Origin of the sequence: Ruminococcus sp. AM26-12LB (assembly GCF_003480785.1) — a bacterium.
Classification (GTDB): Bacteria; Bacillota; Clostridia; order Lachnospirales; family Lachnospiraceae; genus Blautia_A; species Blautia_A fusiformis.
The window spans coordinates 12,142-32,891 of record NZ_QUJX01000025.1; the positions used below are offsets into that span (position 1 = coordinate 12,142).

The window sequence follows — 20,750 nt, forward strand, 5'->3', positions numbered from 1 at the left end:
AATCTCCTTTATTTATAACTTGACACTCCCCGCAGCTAAAGCAGGGAGATTCTTGTTTTTTCCACTACTGCAATAAAACATCAACGGAAAATCGCTGCCGGAAATTTTATCCGATCTGTGCTGCATGTTTTACACATAGCTGTATAAACCACGTACAGAAACCTCTCCGGAATTTACTTCCTCGACTGTACCGTCTGCACGCTCTACCAGAAGCTCTCCGCCGGCATTGATCCCTCTTGCGATCCCCTCATATGGATCATTCTGATCCAGTACACGTACCGGCTGGTTCAGATTGGCCAGCATTTTCTCATAATCCGGTTTCAGGCCGCTGAGATCCTCTGTCTGTACAAATCTCTCATAATTTTCCTCAAAATGCTTCATCACAAGTCCGACTACCTGTGCCCGGTCAAAGGGATGTCCGCTTTCCAGATACAGAGAGGTAGCCTTATCTGCCATTTCTTCCGGGAAGCTTTCCATATTTACGTTAATCCCGACTCCGATAACTGCACAGCCGATCTTATCCTGCTTCATGGTCATTTCGGTTAAGATACCGCAGATCTTTTTGCGGGAAACAACTACATCGTTAGGCCATTTGATCCCTACCTCAAGACCGAGCTCTGCTACTGCCTGTGCAACTGAAAGTCCCATAACAAGTGTCAGCATCGGCGCCTTCTGTGGAGAAAATTCCGGGCAGATAAGGATACTCATAGTAATGGCACTGTCCGGCGGCGCACTCCATCGTCTTGTAAAACGTCCGCGTCCTGCGGACTGATATTCTGCCACAAACAGCTCTCCGTGTCCTGCGCCTTCTTCCCTCCAGGCACGTTTTCCCCAGAGATTTGTGGAATCTGTTTCTCTTGCAAAATGGACGGTTTTGCCCGCCCATTTTGTATGTGTTGCCTGTGAAATTATTTCTTCATTAAATAAATCTGACATTATTTCTCCGGCTCTCCTAATGTTGCAACGATCACAGCCTTAATGGTGTGCATACGGTTCTCAGCTTCGTCGAATACCTTGGACTGCGGAGACTCGAATACTTCGTCTGTAACCTCCATATCTGTAAGGTTGAAACGCTCGCCCATCTCTTTTCCAATCTTTGTCTTAAGATCATGGAATGCCGGCAGACAGTGAAGGAAGATCGCCTTTTCACCGGCGTTCTCCATTACATGTCTGGTAACCTTGTATGGTGTCAGGTCGTGGATACGCTCTGTCCATACTTCGTCAGGCTCGCCCATGGATACCCATACATCTGTGTAGATGATGTCCGCATCTTTTGTTCCTGCCTCCACATCCTCTGTGAGAGTGATGGTGGAACCTGCCTCTTCTGCCCACTGCTGACACTGTGCTACAAGCTCATCATTCGGGAAATATTTCTTGTTGGTGCAGGCTACGAAATCAAGACCAAGCTTGGAGCATACAACCATCAGGGAGTTACCCATGTTGTAACGGGCATCGCCCATGTATACAAGCTTCAGGCCTTTCAGTTTGCCGAAATGCTCACGTACTGTCAGCATATCTGCAAGCATCTGTGTCGGATGATACTCGTTTGTCAGACCATTCCATACCGGTACACCTGCATGCTTCGCAAGCTCCTCAACAATATCCTGACCGAAGCCACGGTACTCGATTCCCTCATACATTCTTCCGAGAACTCTTGCAGTATCTGCGATGCTCTCCTTCTTTCCGATCTGGGAGCCTGTGGGATCCAGATAGGTAGAACCCATTCCCAGATCATGAGCTGCCACTTCGAAGGAACAGCGTGTTCTTGTGCTTGTTTTTTCAAAGATCAGGGCAATATTCTTACCTCTGTAATACTCATGAAGCTCTCCTGCTTTTTTCTTTGCCTTCAGATCTGCTGCAAGGTCGATCATGTAAGTGATCTCTTCCGGTGTAAAGTCTTTCAGTGTCAGGAAATTTCTTCCTTTAAGATTCATAATATGTCCTCCTCATGGCTGCAGATTTATTTCTGCTCTGCCGGTTTATCTGTCATGATTTCCTTCAGGGATGTTGCCAGCCCTGCGATGCCCTGTATCTCGGACGGAATGATGATCTTCGTTGCCTTACCGTCAGCAACCTTTGTAAGAGCCTCCAGGCTCTTCAGAGTAAGAACAGATTCATCTGCTCCTGCTTCCTTGATCATACGAAGTCCTTCTGCAGTTGCCTGCTGTACTTTAAGGACTGCCTGTGCCTGTCCTTCAGCCTCTTTGATCATACGCTCCTTCTGAGCCTCCGCATGAAGGATCGCCGCCTGCTTCTCAGCCTCAGCATCCAGGATAGCGGACTGTTTTTTACCCTCAGCAACAAGGATGGTGGAACGTTTCTCTCCTTCTGCTTTCAGAATGGCTTCTCGTCTCTCACGCTCAGCCTTCATCTGTTTCTCCATGGCATCCTGGATGGCTGCCGGAGGAATGATGTTCTTAAGCTCCACACGGTTAACCTTGATTCCCCATGGATCTGTAGCCACATCAAGGGAAGCACGCATCTTGGTATTGATAACCTCTCGGGATGTCAGTGTCTCATCCAGCTCCATATCACCGATGATGTTACGAAGTGTTGTAGCAGAAAGATTCTCGATCGCCATGATCGGATTCTCAACGCCATATGCGTAAAGCTTCGGATCTGTGATCTGGAAAAATACAACCGTATCGATCTGCATGGTTACATTATCTTTGGTAATTACCGGCTGCGGTGGAAAATCCACAACCTGTTCTTTCAGGTTTACTCTTCTTGCAACACGCTCAATGAACGGAACCTTGAAATGGATTCCTGTACTCCAGGTAGCCTTGTAAGCGCCAAGACGTTCCAGTACCACTGCATAGGCCTGCGGTACAATGCGGATACAGGATGCAAGTACCCACAGCACAAGAACGATGACTACAAGCAAAACAACAACTCCACCCATAATTTAGCCCTCCTTGCTAATTTCTTTTACGATCAGCTTCACTCCGCGGATCTCTTCGATCTCAACCACTGCACCTGTTGGAATTTCTTCCCCGTCATCTGCGGTCCGTGCAGTCCACTCGATGTCATTGATCCTCACCTGCCCGGTCTGGGCCAGGTTGTTGACCGGCTGTATCACTACGGCTCTTTTTCCCAGAAGGCTCTCTGCATTGGTCTTTTCCACGCCCTTGTTCATGTAGCGGACCGCCAGAGGTCTGGTAAAGATCAGAAGCACCACGGAAACTCCGAAAAATAAAAGGAGCTGTACAACAATTCCCCCACCAAGCCACGAGGCAATGCACGCCACAAGAGCACCGCCTGCAAACCAGACAGTGGTAAGTCCTACCGTGATTGCTTCAATTACCAGTAAAATTGCCAGTATTCCAAGCCAGGCCAAAGGTGTCATAAAACCCCTCCTCTCTTATTCTCTTCTCTGTCTTGCAGCTTCGTACATCAGGATTCCTGATGCCATGGCAGCATTCAGTGATTCTACTTTTCCGCACATGGGAATGCGGATCAGACAGTCTGCTGCCTCCGCTGCCTGATCGGTCAGGCCCTTTCCCTCGTTTCCGATGAAAAAAGCGGTGCCGCCCTTATAGGATTCCTGATCATAGGAATTCTCACCCTTCAGATGAGCTGCAAAACTGCGGATTCCCTTTTCTTTCAGCTTCTTTTCTAATGATACCACATCTTCCACATATAGAAAAGGCATTCTGTAAATGGAGCCCATAGTAGAACGGATCACCTTGGGATTTGTGATATCCACGCAGGTTTTTGTGAGGAAAACTCCGCTTACGCCGGCGCCCTCACCGGTCCTGAGAATGGTTCCCGCATTTCCCGGATCCTGAAGATCCTCCAGAACCATGACCAGAGGATTTTTTCCCGCCAGTACCTCTTCCTCGCTCCAGGAAGGCAGCTTCAGAACTGTCAGGATCCCCTGGGGAGTCTTGGTATCACACATCTGACGAAATACGGAATCCTTCACGATCTCACAGGGATATTTTTCTGCCTGAGACATCAGCTCTCCATCCCGGGAAACGGTCTCGGAGACAAACACCTGGGAAACCCAGCTTTCCGGTGCTTCCAGAAACATTTTCCGGCCCTCTGCCACAAAAAGTCCCTGCTCTCTTCTGGCTTTTGCCTTCTGGTTCAGCTGCATGACATTTTTTATTTTTGCATTTGATACACTGGTTATCATACTTTTATTTCTCTCCTTCCGGCAATCCGTATTCGGTTAACGTAATTCCTCACGACTTGCATTCAGATCCTTGTTTTTTCCGATGGCGATTATGGAACAGTTGTCCGGAAGCGGTTCGGAAGGATCCAGATCTACCGTGACATTTTCACCCTGCTTGATGCCAATGATATTAATGTGAAAACGCTCCCGTACATTCAGATCTACCAGATTTTTTCCACTCCAGGATACCGGCATGGAAAACTCCGCCATACTGAACTCCGCTGAAAGCTCAAACACATCCAAATACCCGCCGGACATAAGATTTCTGGCAACTCGCAGTCCCATGGACTGTTCCGGATAAATGATCTTATCTGCACCAATTTTGTCAAGTATACGTCCATGAAGAGAATTCATACTTTTTGCAACTACAAAGGGCACTCCCAGATCCTTGGCCTGCATGGTCGCGGAAATACTGGCTTCCAGATTTTCGGCAACCGCGATAATGGCTACATCCACATTCTGAACTCCCAGAGCCTTCAGGATTCCCGGTTCACGGACATCTGCTTTTACCGCATAGGTTACTTTTTCGGAAATCTCTTCGATATTTTCTTCTTTGTCATCAATGGCAAGGACATCGCAGTCTGACTCTGCCAGCGTCACCGCCAGAGTCATTCCAAACTGTCCAAGCCCGATCACGGCAAAAGATTTATTTTTCATTCTATTCTCCTGTTTAACCAATCATGATATCTTCTTCACCGAGATGCGTTGTGCTTCCCGGCCTGTTGCGTACACGCATCACAACTGCTGTTCCAAGTGTCAGCGGTCCGATACGTCCCAGATACATGGTAAGGATCACGATCCACTTGCCTGCCACATTCAGCTGAGGTGTCAGTCCTCTGGAAAGTCCTACTGTAGCCCCCGCAGAAGTGATCTCATATAAGACATCTGCCAGATCCACTCCCGGCATTACTGCGGACAAAAGCACCGTCATGGTAAAAAGGATCAGCACACTGGTTCCTGCAACAACCATGGCAGAACGGAGATAGCTCTCACGAATCCTGCGGCCGTATACCTCTACATCCTTTTTTCCCTGAAGATATGCTGCAATGGAAAGGATCAGAACCGCAATGGTAGTAGTCTTCACACCACCGGCAGTGCCCATGGGTGATCCTCCGATAAACATCCACAGCAGGGAAATGATCACGGTAGGTGTGGACAAAAGTGACTGATCCATGGTATAAAATCCCGCCGTACGTGTTGTCACTGACTGGAAAAAGGATGCCATGAGCTTTGTTCCCAGTGGTGCCCCCTTCAGCGTGGAAGGGTTTCCGGATTCAAAGATAAATACCAGAAATGCTCCTGAAAATACCAGGATCCCGGTCATCGTAAGGACCAGCTTGCTCTGAAGCCGCAGTACACGAAAAACTCTGGATGGGGAGAGCTCTTTTCTCAGAACCTTGCGGAATTTATCCCACAGATCCCACCAGACGATAAATCCAAGACCTGACACAATGATCAGGCCAATCGTAGTGATATTGACCAGCGGATTGCTCACATATACCGAAAGGCTTGTTTCCCCGAAAAGATCGATCCCAGCGTTGCAGAATGCAGATACCGCCAGAAATATGGCATGCACCAGACCTTTTTTTATTCCAAATTCCGGTACAAAGCAAAACGCATACAGGACCGCACCGATTCCTTCTGCAAGAAACACGCATTTCACCACACTGCGGACTACAGCCACGACTCCACCCATTTCATCCAGGTTATAGGATTCCTTGATGATCCGTCGGTTTTTCAGGGAAATTTTCCGCCGGAGGCTGATGAATATCATATTCGCCAGTGCGACCAGTCCGATCCCGCCGATCTGTATCAGGCACAGGATAACCGCTTTTCCAATGGGGCTCCACTGGACTGCCATAACAACTGTGGAAAGTCCTGTCACACATACGCTGGTCGCCGCTGTAAAAACAGCATCCGGGAAGGTAACAGCCTGCCCGGGTGCACTGCAGAACGGCATCCACAAAATAAGTCCACCTACAAAAATCACCCCCGCAAAGCCGAGGGCAATTATTTGTGACGTATTCAGTTTATGCAATCCGTCTGAAACTTTTTTTAAGTTCATAAATATCTTTATTTTCTGTAATTATGAGAAAGAGAATTGCAGACCTCCCACATGTAGGAATCTACATTCTTCTGCATTGCAAGAGCCTCATTGATGTCGAAATCAACAAACTCACCATGACGGTATCCAACCACACGGCTGCGTTTTCCGGCAACAAGAAGATCTACTGCAAGAGCACCCATCATGGACGCATATACACGGTCCTTACATGTAGGGCTTCCACCACGCTGCATGTGACCAAGGATCGTTGCACGTGTCTCGATACCTGTTGCAGCCTCGATACGCTTCGCCATAGCCTCTGAATGGCCGATACCCTCAGCATTTACGATGATATGGTGTTTCTTGCCTTTCTTACGGCTCTCTACGATATTGTCAATAAGCTTCTGCTCATCGTAATCATATTTCTCCGGGATCAGGATATCCTCAGCACCGTTTGCGATACCGCACCATACTGCAAGGTATCCGGCGTTACGTCCCATAACCTCGATGATACTGCATCTCTCATGGGATGTGGATGTATCACGTACCTTGTCAATAGCTTCCATAGCTGTATTTACAGCAGTATCGAAACCGATGGTGTACTCGGTACATGCGATATCAAGGTCAATAGTTCCCGGCAGGCCAATGGTATTGATTCCAAGGTTCGCAAGCTTCTGAGCACCTGCGAAGGATCCGTCTCCACCGATAACAACAAGACCGTCGATTCCATGCTTTCTGCAGATCTCTGCAGCCTGCTGCTGTCCTTCCTCTGTTCTCATCTCTGCACATCTGGCAGTATAAAGAATTGTTCCGCCTCGCTCAATCGTATCGGAAACGTCCTTTGCTGTCATATCTCTGATCTCTTCATTTAAGAGACCGCTGTATCCTTTATAGATTCCCTTTACGTTCAGTCCGCTGCTTAATCCTCTTCTGACAACAGCACGGATTGCAGCATTCATTCCAGGTGCGTCACCGCCACTGGTCAAAACGCCGATCGTTTTGATTTTGTTCTCTGCCATATTGTTATCCTCCATCTTATGAAACAACCTATTGTAATACACATATTCGGGTATAGTTTATAGCATTTTTATAAGTTTTTCAATACTCTCTCCACAATTTTAACATTGGAACTTCCATATTTTTTACACATGCGCTCCAGCCAGGAATCCTCGATATGGACCTGATAAGCAGGGGGAAGTTTCTTCATTGCCTTGACATCTTTGAGATAAATAACCACCGTGCTGTTTCCTCTGGATTCCATCAGATCGTCTACCAGACCGGTCTCGGCTTTTGCGTACTCTTCCCGGCTTTCAAACTGGAGCCACAGTTCTCTTGGCATATCATCAAAAAGACGGACCTTTTCCAGGATCAGCTTGCTGGCTTTGTCGTCTTCTGCGGATACTCTTCCCTGAATAAAGAGCCGGGCATCTTCATTCAGGAACATCTGGCATTTTTCGTAATCACGTGGAAATACCACAACCTCCACGGTGCCTACCAGATCTTCCACTGTAAGGAACGCCATTACCTTATTATTCTTTGTATATTTTATGGTTTTATCCGTGATCATTCCACCCACGATCACTTTCTGGTTATCGTAAACCTCCGGTATCCCTGTTTCATCATCCGGCTGAAAATCAGAAGTTTTTGCAGAGATCATTTTTTCCATCATATTCCGGTAACGCTCCAGCGGATGACCGCTGAGATAGATGCCGAGAACTTCCTTCTCAAAGGTCAGTATCGTCTCCTTCGGATATTCTGCTGCCTGCGGCATACGGATCTCAAATTCCTTTTTATCTTCTTCAGGCGCAATATCAAAAAGACTCAGCTGTCCCGCCATGGTATGCTTCTTATCCTGGTTGATACTGTCTATGATCTGCGTATAAACCGTCATTTTCTGATTCCGGTTTCCCTCCAGGCAATCCAGCGCTCCGGCCTTGATCAGATTTTCCACAACTCTCTTGTTGATCTGGTCGATATTTCGCTCAATAAATGTTTTCAGGGAGGTATATTCTCCGTGCTCCTCACGCTCCCGCACAATCCCCTCGATTACCGGACGGCCGATACTCTTGATGGCAGAAAGTGCATAACGAATGGAACCATTGTCAACAGAAAAGCCATAAACACCATGATTGATATCCGGCGGAAGGATCCGGATCCCCATCTGGCGGCATACAGAAATATACTCGGCAACCTTGTTCGGCATTTCCACAACGGATGTCATCAGTGCAGCCATAAATTCTACCGGATAGTAATATTTGAGATATGCCGTCTGGTAGGAAACCACTGCATAAGCGGCAGCGTGAGACTTATTGAAGGCATACTTTGCAAAATCTGTCATCTCATCGTAGATCTTGTTTGCGATCTCCTCGGAAATACCGTTGGCGATACATCCCGGTACTCCCTCTTCCACGTTTCCGTAAACGAAATTCTGGCGTTCTTTTGCCATAACAGAAGCTTTTTTCTTGGACATGGCACGGCGCACCAGGTCACTTCGTCCAAGGGTGTAGCCTGCAAGCTCACGGACGATCTGCATAACCTGCTCCTGGTATACGATACAGCCATAGGTCGGCTTCAGGATCGGCTCCATCTGCGGACAGTCATAACGGATGGTATCCGGACGGTTTTTTCCGCGGATGTACTGCGGAATGAAATCCATGGGACCCGGACGGTAAAGCGAAATTCCCGCGATCACGTCCTCAAGGCTCTGAGGCTTCAGCTCCTTCATGAAGCTTTTCATTCCGGCACTCTCCAGCTGGAACACACCGTCAGTACGTCCTGTTCCGAGAGAATCCAGTACCTTTTTGTCGTTGTAGTCGATCTTTTGCATATCCAGAAGCATACCGGTACTTTTTTCCACCATTTTCACAGCATTCTGGATAACCGTCAGGGTACGGAGACCCAGGAAATCCATTTTCAGAAGTCCCAGCTCTTCCAGTGTTGTCATGGTAAACTGCGTGACAATGGAACCATCCTGTGCTCTGGAAAGGGGTACGTATTCCGATACATCCTTCTGGCTGATCACAACACCTGCCGCATGCATGGAGGTATGCCTCGGAAGCCCCTCCAGACGTTTTGCCAGATCGATCAGACGATGGATATCGTCCTGTTCCTCGTAAGCCTTGCGAAACTCCGGATTCATTCCCAGTGCCTTGTCAATGGTGATATTCAGCTCCTGTGGAATCATCTTGGCGATGGTGTCCACCTGGGCATAAGGCATATCCAGAACACGGCCTACATCACGAATGACACCGCGGGCTGCCAGTGTACCGAAGGTAACGATCTGAACCACGCAGTCATCACCATATTTTCTTCTTACATAATCAATAACCTCCTGTCTCCGTTCGAAGCAAAAATCCACATCGATATCCGGCATGGATACTCGCTCCGGATTCAGGAAACGTTCAAAGAGCAGATCATACCGGATCGGGTCCAGCTGGGTGATCCCAAGTGTATAGGCAACCAGGCTTCCTGCGGCAGAGCCTCGTCCCGGACCGACCATGATATCGTTGTCCCTGGCATATTTGATAAAATCCCATACAATGAGAAAGTAATCTACATATCCCATGTTTTTGATCGTAGACAGCTCATAATCCAGGCGCTTTTTCAGCTCCTCTGTTACCGGATGATAACGCTGCTCAAGTCCCTCATGGCAAAGCTTGTTCAGATATTCCCAGGAGGTAAATCCGTCCGGCACATCATATTTCGGCAGCTTGGTCACACCAAATTCAATCTCCACATGACATCTCTCCGCGATCCTGTGCGTATTTTCCAGCGCTTCCAGCGCATATGGAAAAAGCCTCGCCATCTCCTCCGGCGATTTCACATAATACTGGCCACCCTCATAGCGCATTCTGTTCTCATCGCTGAGCTTTTTCTGAGTCTGCAGACAAAGAAGAACATCATGTGGTTCCGCATCCTCTGCCATAGTGTAATGCACATCATTGGTGGCAACCAAATCGATCCCCGTCTCTCTGTGCATACGGAGAAGCTGCTGGTTTACGGTCTGCTGCTCCGGGATCCCATGGTCCTGAAGCTCCAGAAAGAAATTTCCTTTTCCGAAAATATCCTGGTAACGTAATGCCGCGATCTTGGCATCCTCATACATTCCACGTGCAAGATATCTGGCGACCTCTCCCGCCAGGCAGGCACTTAAGGCAATGATACCCTCGTGATATTTTTCCAGAAGTTCCAGATCCACACGTGGCTTGTAATAAAATCCTTCCACAAATGCCTTGGATACAATCTTCATCAGGTTGCTGTATCCCTGATTATTCTCGGCCAGCAGAACCAGGTGGTAATAACGGTCATCGCCACTTCCCACTTCACGGTCAAAGCGGGAACCCGGAGCCACATAAACCTCGCATCCCAGGATGGGATTGATCCCGGCTTCTCTGGCAGCCCTGTAAAAATCGATCACACCATACATAACGCCATGATCGGTGATCGCCGCGCTGTCCATTCCCAGTTCTTTTACTCTGGCTACATACTCTTTGATCTTATTGGAGCCATCCAGAAGACTGTATTCTGTATGGACATGTAAATGTGTAAACTCCAAATCCTTCTCTCCTTACTGTAAAAACAGGGCTCCGGATCCTCCCCGCTCTGCACTTTTCTCGGAACGTGCCGGAGCGTGTCTGATCCGGAGCCGGTCAACACCTTGTTATTTTTTAATGTAGATCCTCTTATCACGGATCTCTACTTTTCCTTCTTTCATCAGATGGCCGACTGCACGCTTGAATGCGTTCTTACTGAGGCCAAACTCTCTCTTGATGACTTCCGGTGAGGCATGATCATCAAATGGCAGCACCCCTGCAAATTCCTCGATCACGCTGAATACGCTCTCTGCATCCTCATTGATCTGAATGTAAGCCTTCTGGCGGTCACTGACGTTCATCTTGCCATCCTCTTTCACCTCTGTGACACGAAGATCAAGAATAGCTCCCGGTCTGTACTTGCCTGTTGCCTCCCGTGCCGGGATCAGAGCGGAATATTTATCATCTACCGCAACAAAAACGCCGAAATTCCCACTGATCTCATAGACACGCCCCTTTACCGAATCTCCCGGTACATAAGGAGTTCTGGTGGAAAGATAATGATACACCTTCATGGTTGCACAGAGTCTGCTGCTCTTATCTACATAAAGAGCTACCAGGCACTCCTCGCCTTCACGGACCCGGTTGGTCTGCTCATGATACGGAAGAAGAAGATCCTTCTCCAGTCCCCAGTCAAGAAAAGCACCGATCCTGGTGACCTGTTTTACCTTAAGGACTGCGGTCTGTCCTACCTGAAGCATCGGCTCACGGGTAGTTGCGATCAGTCTGTCCTGGGAATCCTTATAGATGAATACTTCGATCTCATCACCTGCTTTGGTTCCTTCCGGTACCTGTTTGGACGGAAGAAGCACCCGCTCATTCTGAGGTGCGTTTCGGTCCTCTCCAAGATATATTCCGAAATCCACGGTTTTTACAACCAGTAATTTCTGTTTTTTACCTAATTCTATCATTCTTACTCCTGTTCCTTAAAACTATATATGATCATTTACTATTTGCTGTCTGTCCTGCATTATAACATAAGAGAATTATTATAGAAAGCACAAAAAAGGCAGCTTCGGAAATTTCTTTCCGTCACTACCTTTTATTTAACATTCATGGGGGAATCTGCCCCCACATTGGGTCAGTCTGTTATTCTGTTGGTTTCTCAACCGGCATCGGGTTCATCATTTTAATGACAAAAAGTACGATCAGCATCAGCACGATTCCCACCGGAAGAGCGATCCATGCTGTTTTTACAAAGCCTGCAACAATATAAGTTACAAAGGATACTGCTGCAGCCAGGATCGCATACGGAAGCTGTGTGGAAACGTGAGTCACATGATCACACTGTGCTCCTGCGGAAGCCATGATCGTTGTATCGGAGATCGGTGAGCAGTGGTCTCCGCAAACTGCACCTGCCATGCAGGCGGACATGGAAATGATCATCATCTCAGGACTGGATTTCTCAAATACCGCAACAACGATCGGGATCAGGATACCAAAGGTTCCCCAGGAAGTACCTGTAGCAAATGCAAGTCCACATCCAACCAGGAAAATAATGGCCGGAAGGATAACTTCAATACCACCGGCAACAGAACGCATGGCTTCTTCTACGAATACCGCTGCACCAAGTGAGTCTGTCATAGCCTTCAGTGTCCATGCAAAGGTCAGGATCATGATCGCCGGTACCATAGCCTTGAATCCTTCCGGGATGCATCCCATACAGTCTCTGAAATTGACCACACGGCGGATCATATAGAAAATAATGGCAAACACCAGACCAAAAGCACTTCCCATTGCAAGGCCTGTAGAGGCATCACTCTGTGAAAATGCGGTAACAAAATCTGTTCCGCTGAAAAATCCTCCTGTATAGATCATACTGATGACACAGCAGATAACAAGCATAACGATCGGGATCACAAGATCGATCACCTTTCCTCTCGGATTCGGTGTCTCATCATCCGTTGCATTCTCATACGGTCTTGCAGATGTTGTATAAAGATCTCCGTTCAGAGCATTGATCTCATGTGTTCTCATGGCACCAAACTCGGTTTTCATCAGTACCATGCCAACCATCATTACAATCGTAAGGATCGCGTAAAAGTTATACGGGATGGTTCTTACAAAAATCGCAAGTCCATCCTGTCCCTCTACGAATCCGCTGACTGCAGCAGCCCAGGATGAGATCGGTGCGATGATACATACCGGAGCGGCTGTCGCATCGATCAGGTATGCAAATTTCGCTCTGGATACGTGATGTCTGTCAGTTACCGGACGCATAACGCTTCCTACTGTCAGGCAGTTAAAATAATCGTCAATGAAGATCAGGATTCCAAGGATGATCGCTGCAAGCTCTGCACCCACACGCGTGTGGATCTTTTTGCTGGCCCATCGTCCGAATGCGGCGGAGCCGCCGGCCTTGTTCATCATACATACCACAGATCCCAGGATTACCAGGAAGATCAGGATACCTACGTTATAGCTGTCAGAAAGAACCTTGATGATTCCTCCCTCAAAAATCTGTGTTACCGTTCCTTCAAATTTAAATCCGGAATAGATCAGTGCTCCTACTACAATTCCCACAAACAGAGAACTGTATACTTCTTTTGTGATCAGTGCAAGGACGATCGCAACAAGAGGTGGAAGCAGTGCCCAGATCGTTGCATACAGAGCAGGCTGGTAAGTCTCCTCCGCATCCGCAGCCAGCACAGTCAGGGGACTTGCCAGTGCGCCCATGAATACCATTGCCATAACAGACAATGCTGTTCCTGCTTTTTTACTCATTTTTCTCCTCCCTTTTCGGGGACAAAAAAACGGAGGCTGTCTCTTCTTAAGAACACCTCCGGTTAAATAATCCTTATTTAACTAATAGCCTGTCAGAAAATCTCCATTCAGCATATTAAATGCAGATCTCCCGAAGTGCTACCGATAGCGCTCCACATCCGTGACAGTACAACGCATATTCTGCGTTATCCCAGCACCCTGTCATCTGGCCTTCCAGAGCACTTCGGCAAATTTTCCTTTCTTTATGAACAGCCTGCCAGGGCCTTGCATCCATAAATACTGATAAAATCCGCGCCTCTATCTTCTTATCCGTGACCGTTTGCCCTCCGCAGGACTTCCCGGCCATCTTTTTTTCTTTATACTGTAGCAGTTTCCGACATAAATATCAAGTAGTTTACACAGATTCCTGCCATTCAGACCAATATTGTTACTTTTCACTCCGTTTTCAGTAACACGCTTCGCGGAATATTACCAGCGAACTGTAATCCAATATTGCCTTATTTACTGCTCATTCAGCAGCCACTTCACATCCACTCCCAGCACCTTTGCAAACACCCGCAGTTCATAATCTGCCACAAAACGTTCTCCTCCTTCGATCCGGCTGATACTGTCACGCTCCAGCATCACTCCTTCCACCTGCATTTTTGCTGCCAGCGCAGATTGCGACATCCGTTTCATATTCCTCATCTGGCGTATTTTTTCTCCGGAAACGTTCTTTTTTCCCTGATAAGTGTATATTTTCATCCTGCCACCTATTTTAATAAATGTGTTAATGTTCTGCATTTTTCTTGACATTAGCATATATTTCGGCGGCACCTGTGTTAAAGGTCAGCAAATCTGACATTTTCTGCATTTTTCGACAAAAAATGCCGCGGTACTGTTCCGCGGCATTTCCACTCAGGCGGATATTGACGATCCACCATCGGGTCAAACTGTTTTTTCTTCTGATCAGTCTTCCTGTCCTACCTGACCATAATATGCATTTGCACCATGTTTTCTGTAGTAATGCTTATCCTGAAGCTCCTGCGGTGCCGGTTTTACATCCGGATTGATCAGCTCGCAGCGAGATGCCATCTTGGCAACCTCCTCAAGAACAACTGCGTTATGAACTGCCTCATGAGCATCCTTACCCCAGGTAAAAGGTCCGTGGTTCTTACACAGCACAGCCGGTACTGCTTCATAATCTTTGTTTTTGAAATAATCAGCAATAAGAACTCCCGTGTTCTTCTCATATGCCTCTTCGATCTCTCTTTTGGTCAGATTACGTACACATGGTACTTCTCCGTAAATGTAATCTGCATGTGTGGTTCCATAACACGGGATCGATCTGCCTGCCTGCGCCCAGCTTGTTGCCCAGGATGAGTGGGTATGTACGATACCGCCGATATTCGGAAACGCTCTGTAAAGAACTGCATGTGTCGGTGTATCAGAGGATGGATTGTATCTTCCTTCTACTTTATTTCCATCAAGATCTACCACTACCATGTCTTCCGGTGTCAGCTTGTCATAATCCACACCACTTGGCTTGATCACAAAAAGTCCCTGCTCCCTGTCGATCCCGCTGACATTTCCCCATGTAAAGGTAACAAGACCATATTTTGGCAGATCCATATTTGCTCTGTAAACTTCTTCTTTTAATTTTTCAAGCATAGCGCGCCCTCCTTTTACGGTATAGTTGTTTCAAAAACGATGTACTAATCTCTACCGCCTATATTTATTTTGTAAACTCAACTACTGCGTAAGGTTCTTTATCCTCCGCGTTGAGAACTACAGCTTCTTTATTTTCTGTCATATATACTTCCGGAATGATAACATTATCCAGTACTGCCTGACGTTTATATTCAGCACGAAGCTGACCAACTTTAAAATCCTCAGGCAGATGATCCGCTGCCATCCGGATATACTGACAGTTGTTCACATGATGATTGGTGTCCAGATGATGCTTCTGTACGGAAAAAGCATTCTGCACTTCCCGTTCCTTCGGAAGCGCGATCTTTCTTGGTGCATAATCCATCTCTATTTTTTCGCCCAGATCATAGGGATCTGTATCTGCCGGTGTTAGCTTTTCCGGAAGACCGGTTTCTGTATTGATAAAGGACCAGTAGGAATTGGCCCATGCCAGCTTCTCACCATCCATTGTCTCAAGAATAAAATTACGCATTCCGATAAATCCACGGAATCCATAAGGAATTGTTGTTACTTTTATATTTTCACCAAGCTTCGGATATCGCTTCACGATCACCTGCCATGCAGAAAGTACCCAGGCTCTTTTCTGTTCCTTTAATACTTCCATGCCGACTCCTGTCTGCTCGGATTCAAAGGTACAGCAATCCTGAAAATAATCCAGAACTCCCGGCAGCGTCAGACATCCCTCTTCTCCGATCTCACTGAATCTTACTCGACTCTCAAAACTGTAACTCATTCATGCCTCCTGTCATACTGTCTATACTTTATTGTAACACTTGGCAGGAAGAAACGCACTTGTTTTTTTTTGGGGCACAGCGGATTGCGAATATCTTCTTATTTTTGAGTACAAAAAAAGTACCTCGCAACTGAGGTACTTAAGAAGCAGGGCTACAAGGATTCGAACCTTGAACTGACGGAGTCAGAGTCCGTTGCCTTACCGTTTGGCGATAGCCCTATGTGTTTTGTTTTTCGCTTGCCTTATCGCTTGCGACGGATGTTATTATATAACAGCTTTTTTGAAATTGCAACCCCTTTTTTTAATTTTTTTTATTTTTTTTCAAAATTTCTTAAACTGCTGTTAAAACTCCTTATTATATGCGGGTTTACGCAGTAAAAAAAATTTTACAATCCACTCCTTTGTGTTATAATAAGCCGTATAATAAAAAGAGCGGAAACAACCGTGTATTTCCCTCCGGTCACAATATCCGGAGGCATCCAAAGGAGAACGCTATGCGAGCAAATAACCTTACTCTGCTCACGGACCTCTATGAGCTTACCATGATGCAGGGATATTTCAAAAACCCTACCAACCAGACCGTTGTCTTTGACATGTTCTACCGCAACAATCCGTGCGATGGCGGTTTTGCCATCTGTGCAGGACTGGAGCAGATGATCGAATACATCGAAAATCTCCGTTTCTCAGAAGAAGACATTACCTATCTGAGAAGTCTTGACATCTTTGAGGATGATTTCCTTGAGTATTTGAGCAACTTCAGATTCACCGGTGATATCTACGCAATTCCGGAGGGAACCGTGATCTTCCCGAGAGAGCCGATGGTCAAGGTTATCGCACCGATCATGGAAGCTCAGCTTGTAGAGACGGCCATCCTGAACATTATGAACCATCAGAGTCTTATTGCCACTAAGGCAGCACGTGTATGCCATGCAGCCAAGGGCGATCCCATCATGGAATTCGGTCTTCGCCGTGCCCAGGGTCCGGACGCCGGGATCTTCGGTGCCAGAGCTGCAGTGATCGGCGGATGTGCCGGTACTTCCAACGTACTGACCGGCCAGATGTTTAACGTTCCGGTTCTCGGAACACATGCTCATTCCTGGATCATGAGTTTCCCGGATGAGTACACTGCCTTTAAGACCTATGCGAGACTTTACCCGAATTCCTGTACTCTTCTGGTTGACACCTACGATGTCCTGAAATCCGGTGTTCCCAATGCGATCCGTGTATTTGAGGAGATGCGTGAGGAAGGTATCCAGCTGAAGAACTATGGAATCCGTATCGACAGCGGTGATCTTGCATATCTTTCCAAAAAAGCTTACAAGATGCTGGCTGCTGCCGGTTTCGATGATGCTACCATTTCCGCATCCAGCGATCTTGATGAATATCTTATCGAAAGCCTGAAGGCCCAGGATGCCAAGATCAATTCCTGGGGCGTCGGAACCAAGCTGATCACAGCCGATAACAATCCGGCATTCGGCGGCGTATACAAACTTGCCGCTGTAAAGGACGCTGACAGCGATGCCTTCCAGCCGAAGATCAAGCTTTCCGAAAACACAGAAAAGGTTACCAACCCGGGCAACAAGACTGTATACCGTATCTACAGCAAGAAGACCGGCAAGATCAAGGCCGATCTGATCTGCCTTGCAGATGAGAAATTCGATCCGGAAGAAACTATGGTGATCTTCGACCCGGTTGACACCTGGAAAAAGACCAAGGTTCTTGGCGGAACCTACGAACTCCGTGAGCTCCTTGTTCCGGTAATTAAAGATGGTAAGAGTGTTTACAAGTCTCCATCTGTCATGGAACTCCGCGACTACTGCAAACAGGAGCAGAACACACTGTGGGATGAATCCAGACGTTTCGTTAATCCGCAGAAGGTTTATGTAGATCTCTCCCAGTCACTCTATGACATGAAGAAGGCTCTCCTGGAAGAAATGAGTGAAAAAGAGCTCTGATAAACAGAAATAAGCATTCATAAACCCTCCTTTCTTATCATAAGCTTATGGATAAGGAAAGGAGGGTTTTTATTGCACAGAGAATTTTATACCCGGCTGATCAGCAGGGAGCATCCTCTGCCGGAAGCCTTTGTGCCGGAACATCTTATCGATATCGGACTTCCATTTGAAGCAGCACCGGGAGATCCGAAGCGGCTTCTGGAGTATCAGGCTGCAAAAGCCGCTTCCCAGCTTTTCCATGCCTGTCACAGATGCGGTCTGAACCTATGGGCAGTTTCCGGATATCGTTCCTACCAGCGACAGAAGGAGCTTTTTACAGGAAGTCCTTTCGTTGCAGAGCCAGGAACAAGTGAGCACCAAAGCGGACTTGCTCTGGATGTATCCTGCCCGTCCATCCATATGGAGCTCTCCGAAAGGTTTTCCGCAACAGGAGAAGGCCGCTGGCTGAAAAAGAACGCTCCGCTCTATGGTTTTATCCTCCGGTACCCAAAAAACAGAGAGGAGATCACCGGCATCCCTTACGAGCCCTGGCACATCCGCTATGTGACAAAACCTCTGGCTTCCTGGCTCACTATCACAAATCTGACTCTGGAAGAATACCACTGCTTTCCTTCCCGGTGTCCGCACCCTCCCTGATCTGCTGCTCCTAGCATCTGCATCTGATGTTTATATCTTGATCTGCACACATTTTTCTGTACATCTGATGCACTTTTACTGCTCCATCTGTCTGCCAAGAAAACCGGCTGCTGTGCGGATAAGGGCACGTTCTGTGTCTCCCAGTGCTGTTTTTTCACTTTTAGTCAGAAGGATCACTGCTCCAATGGCGTCACTCGCACACAGGATCGGCTGTATCATTTTCTGGCAAAATGAATCCATAGCGTCGGAAATGACTGATATATTTTCCCTGCTATCCTGACTGACCATTCTGCCTTTCCTGCCGGCAATGACTGCATCCAGATCAGAACTGATCTCTTTTCCTTCCAGTTCCCGGCTTCCGCTGCCGCATGCCGCCACGACCTGATCACGATCTGTAATACAGGCAGTCAGTCCGGTGGTCTGTACCAGCGCTTCTGCATATTCCGCAGCAAACGTATTCAGCTCTCCAATGGGCGAATATTTTTTCAGGATGATCTGTCCTTCCCTGTCTGTAAAAATCTCCAGTGGCGTTCCTTCCTTGATCCGCAGTGTCTTTCGTATCTCTTTTGGAATCACAACCCTGCCCAGATCATCGATCCTGCGAACAATTCCCGTTGCTTTCATCTTCCTGAATTCCTCCTGTATTTTCTGTTCATTGTACGTCAATGTTATGTTAACTATTTGTTTTTCATATGGTTATTATGCGAAAAACTGGGAGAAATATGCATAAAAATCTCTTATTTATCTGTCGCAGAGCCGCATTGTCGTATGCCTGCTGCAGAAATAAATCCTGATAAAATTTTTTTCGAAAATAGGGGTTGCATTTTTGAATAATAGTGGTATAGTATTCGTATACTTGATATGTAGTTTTGAATACTACATGTTATTTTATCAGTTTCTACATTATTACATCGTAAACTGTCGCAATGATCCGTCATTGATGAACCGATCTTGAAGTTGTCCATATGATATAAACAGCAGATTTTTTTTGCAGGAGGTGTTTTTATATGAAATTTAAATTAAAAGATCCGGGAAGCGCCATAACCCACGGAATCGGCATGCTTCTTGCCGTGGCCGGAGCCACTCCGCTGATCGTGAAGGCGGCCAGAAGTGCAGATGTTCTCCATGTTTTTGCAGTAAGTGTTTTTATCCTTACCATGATCCTTCTTTACCTGGCAAGCACACTTTACCATTCCGTAAGCTCCACAGCCAAGGTGAACCGCCGTCTGAAAAAAATGGATCACATGATGATCTTCGTGATGATCGCCGGCAGCTACACTCCTGTATGCCTGATCGTTCTCCACGGACGCACCGGCTATATCCTCTGTGCCCTCGTATGGACCGTTGCCATCATCGGAATGATCCTCAAGGGCTGCTGGATCAACTGCCCGAAATGGCTTTCCTCTGTGATCTACATTGGAATGGGCTGGCTGTGTGTACTTGCTTTTGTTCCGATCTTCCACAATCTGCCCCGTGCAGGCTTCGGATGGCTCCTTGCCGGCGGCATCATCTATACCATCGGCGGTGTGATCTATGCGCTGAAGCTTCCGATCTTCAATGCGAAGCATAAGAATTTCGGCTCCCACGAAGTATTTCATGTTTTTGTGATGCTGGGAAGTGTGTGCCATTTTGTTGTAATGTATTTCTTTGTAGCCGGTATGGCGATCCACTGAGTTACTCTGTGATCAGATAGATAACAATCTCACCTTTCGGATACCTTAAAAACTTAAAGCCCCGGAACACGGACAGACCTCAGGAAGTCGAAGTTATAACTTCTCTGAAGCAGCCTCGTGTTCCGGGGCTTCTTATTATGCCTGATCCAACCTGTGATCCCGATGATCTCAGCCTATGGTCAGTGTGGAAAGACCACTGCAGGTGACATGCTCCCACCACTTAAATCTTACGATTTTGAAGTGGGGGCTTCCTGTTCGATTACCCTTTAGGGCAAAGCTAAAACAGGCTATCCCCGCGTGTCCCGCGGTTTTGTTTTTTATGTTTATCCGGTTACGGATTTTTTTCTTGTGCCGTCAGGCACATTCTTTATAGATTCTTTTTCCTTCTTCACGGATGTTGACTGCTGCATTCACATCCCGGTCCATCCTATTTCCACATTCACAAACATACATTCTATCCGACAATGCCAGTTCCTTTTTCTTATGTCCGCATACACTGCAGATCTTGCTGGATGCAAAATAACGGT

Annotated in this window: 19 protein-coding genes, 1 tRNA gene and 1 riboswitch; of the genes, 3 read left to right on the top strand and 17 right to left on the bottom strand. The window is 47.0% G+C overall.

Annotated elements, in window-relative coordinates; translation table 11 throughout:
- Nucleotides 1–129: 129 nt before the first annotated feature.
- The 15 genes from DW694_RS15615 to DW694_RS15690 all read right to left on the bottom strand — a co-directional run bounded on the left by DW694_RS15615 (nt 130) and on the right by DW694_RS15690 (nt 16,178).
- The gene (locus tag DW694_RS15615; RefSeq protein ID WP_059086451.1) at nt 130–936 is read right to left on the bottom strand and encodes a biotin--[acetyl-CoA-carboxylase] ligase; all 807 of its coding nucleotides are present in this window, start codon (nt 934–936) and stop codon (nt 130–132) included.
- Nucleotides 936–1,934 (bottom strand): ornithine carbamoyltransferase, encoded by a 999-nt coding sequence (gene argF / locus DW694_RS15620; RefSeq protein ID WP_015526726.1) that lies wholly within the window; start codon nt 1,932–1,934, stop codon nt 936–938. The genes DW694_RS15615 and argF overlap by 1 nt, the downstream gene beginning before the upstream one ends.
- A gap of 26 nt (nt 1,935–1,960) precedes the next feature.
- Complete coding sequence (locus tag DW694_RS15625) at nt 1,961–2,902, bottom strand: SPFH domain-containing protein (protein ID WP_015526727.1); 942 nt, start codon at nt 2,900–2,902, stop codon at nt 1,961–1,963.
- A 3-nt stretch (nt 2,903–2,905) separates the two neighbouring features.
- Nucleotides 2,906–3,346, bottom strand: coding sequence for an NfeD family protein (locus DW694_RS15630; protein ID WP_021652591.1), 441 nt, complete (start codon nt 3,344–3,346; stop codon nt 2,906–2,908).
- A gap of 15 nt (nt 3,347–3,361) precedes the next feature.
- Nucleotides 3,362–4,138, bottom strand: coding sequence for an RNA methyltransferase (locus tag DW694_RS15635; RefSeq protein ID WP_015526729.1), 777 nt, complete (start codon nt 4,136–4,138; stop codon nt 3,362–3,364).
- 36 nt (nt 4,139–4,174) lie between these two features.
- The gene (locus DW694_RS15640; protein ID WP_015526730.1) at nt 4,175–4,834 is read right to left on the bottom strand and encodes a TrkA family potassium uptake protein; all 660 of its coding nucleotides are present in this window, start codon (nt 4,832–4,834) and stop codon (nt 4,175–4,177) included.
- 13 nt (nt 4,835–4,847) lie between these two features.
- On the bottom strand, nt 4,848–6,242 hold the full coding sequence (locus DW694_RS15645) for a potassium transporter TrkG (RefSeq protein ID WP_215638580.1): 1,395 nt from the start codon (nt 6,240–6,242) through the stop codon (nt 4,848–4,850).
- A gap of 8 nt (nt 6,243–6,250) precedes the next feature.
- The gene (gene pfkA / locus DW694_RS15650) at nt 6,251–7,240 is read right to left on the bottom strand and encodes a 6-phosphofructokinase (protein WP_059086454.1); all 990 of its coding nucleotides are present in this window, start codon (nt 7,238–7,240) and stop codon (nt 6,251–6,253) included.
- A 68-nt stretch (nt 7,241–7,308) separates the two neighbouring features.
- Nucleotides 7,309–10,776 (bottom strand): DNA polymerase III subunit alpha, encoded by a 3,468-nt coding sequence (locus DW694_RS15655; protein ID WP_022426228.1) that lies wholly within the window; start codon nt 10,774–10,776, stop codon nt 7,309–7,311.
- A gap of 105 nt (nt 10,777–10,881) precedes the next feature.
- Nucleotides 10,882–11,724: a S1-like domain-containing RNA-binding protein gene (locus DW694_RS15660; protein ID WP_021652585.1), complete on the bottom strand. Its 843-nt coding sequence runs from the start codon at nt 11,722–11,724 to the stop codon at nt 10,882–10,884.
- Between the two features lie 178 nt (nt 11,725–11,902).
- The gene (locus DW694_RS15665) at nt 11,903–13,537 is read right to left on the bottom strand and encodes a Na+/H+ antiporter NhaC family protein (RefSeq protein ID WP_118753302.1); all 1,635 of its coding nucleotides are present in this window, start codon (nt 13,535–13,537) and stop codon (nt 11,903–11,905) included.
- Nucleotides 13,538–13,674: 137 nt separating this feature from the next.
- Nucleotides 13,675–13,845: riboswitch (Lysine riboswitch) on the bottom strand.
- A 193-nt stretch (nt 13,846–14,038) separates the two neighbouring features.
- The gene (locus DW694_RS15675) at nt 14,039–14,281 is read right to left on the bottom strand and encodes a helix-turn-helix transcriptional regulator (RefSeq protein WP_015526736.1); all 243 of its coding nucleotides are present in this window, start codon (nt 14,279–14,281) and stop codon (nt 14,039–14,041) included.
- 204 nt (nt 14,282–14,485) lie between these two features.
- Entirely contained in the window at nt 14,486–15,187 is a 702-nt protein-coding gene (araD, locus tag DW694_RS15680; RefSeq protein ID WP_015526737.1) for an L-ribulose-5-phosphate 4-epimerase, read from the bottom strand.
- A 64-nt stretch (nt 15,188–15,251) separates the two neighbouring features.
- Nucleotides 15,252–15,959, bottom strand: a complete 708-nt coding sequence (locus DW694_RS15685; protein WP_118753303.1) for an acyl-ACP thioesterase domain-containing protein — start codon at nt 15,957–15,959, stop codon at nt 15,252–15,254.
- A 147-nt stretch (nt 15,960–16,106) separates the two neighbouring features.
- Nucleotides 16,107–16,178: transfer RNA gene (locus DW694_RS15690), tRNA-Gln, on the bottom strand.
- Between the two features lie 275 nt (nt 16,179–16,453).
- Between DW694_RS15690 and DW694_RS15695 the strand changes: the two genes are divergently transcribed.
- Both DW694_RS15695 and DW694_RS15700 read left to right on the top strand, forming a co-directional pair.
- Nucleotides 16,454–17,914 carry a nicotinate phosphoribosyltransferase gene (locus DW694_RS15695; RefSeq protein ID WP_118753304.1) on the top strand — a complete coding sequence of 487 codons (1,461 nt, stop codon included), beginning with the start codon at nt 16,454–16,456 and terminating at the stop codon, nt 17,912–17,914.
- 72 nt (nt 17,915–17,986) lie between these two features.
- Complete coding sequence (locus DW694_RS15700; protein ID WP_114002753.1) at nt 17,987–18,550, top strand: M15 family metallopeptidase; 564 nt, start codon at nt 17,987–17,989, stop codon at nt 18,548–18,550.
- Nucleotides 18,551–18,625: 75 nt separating this feature from the next.
- Here the strand turns inward: DW694_RS15700 and DW694_RS15705 are convergent, their stop codons facing one another.
- Entirely contained in the window at nt 18,626–19,174 is a 549-nt protein-coding gene (locus DW694_RS15705) for a stage V sporulation T C-terminal domain-containing protein (protein ID WP_015526740.1), read from the bottom strand.
- A 383-nt stretch (nt 19,175–19,557) separates the two neighbouring features.
- Between DW694_RS15705 and DW694_RS15710 the strand changes: the two genes are divergently transcribed.
- Complete coding sequence (locus DW694_RS15710; RefSeq protein WP_110103161.1) at nt 19,558–20,223, top strand: hemolysin III family protein; 666 nt, start codon at nt 19,558–19,560, stop codon at nt 20,221–20,223.
- A gap of 354 nt (nt 20,224–20,577) precedes the next feature.
- Here the strand turns inward: DW694_RS15710 and DW694_RS15715 are convergent.
- Nucleotides 20,578–20,750, bottom strand: a 173-nt coding sequence (locus tag DW694_RS15715) for a zinc ribbon domain-containing protein (protein WP_147420740.1), incomplete at its 5' end; no start/stop codon positions are given.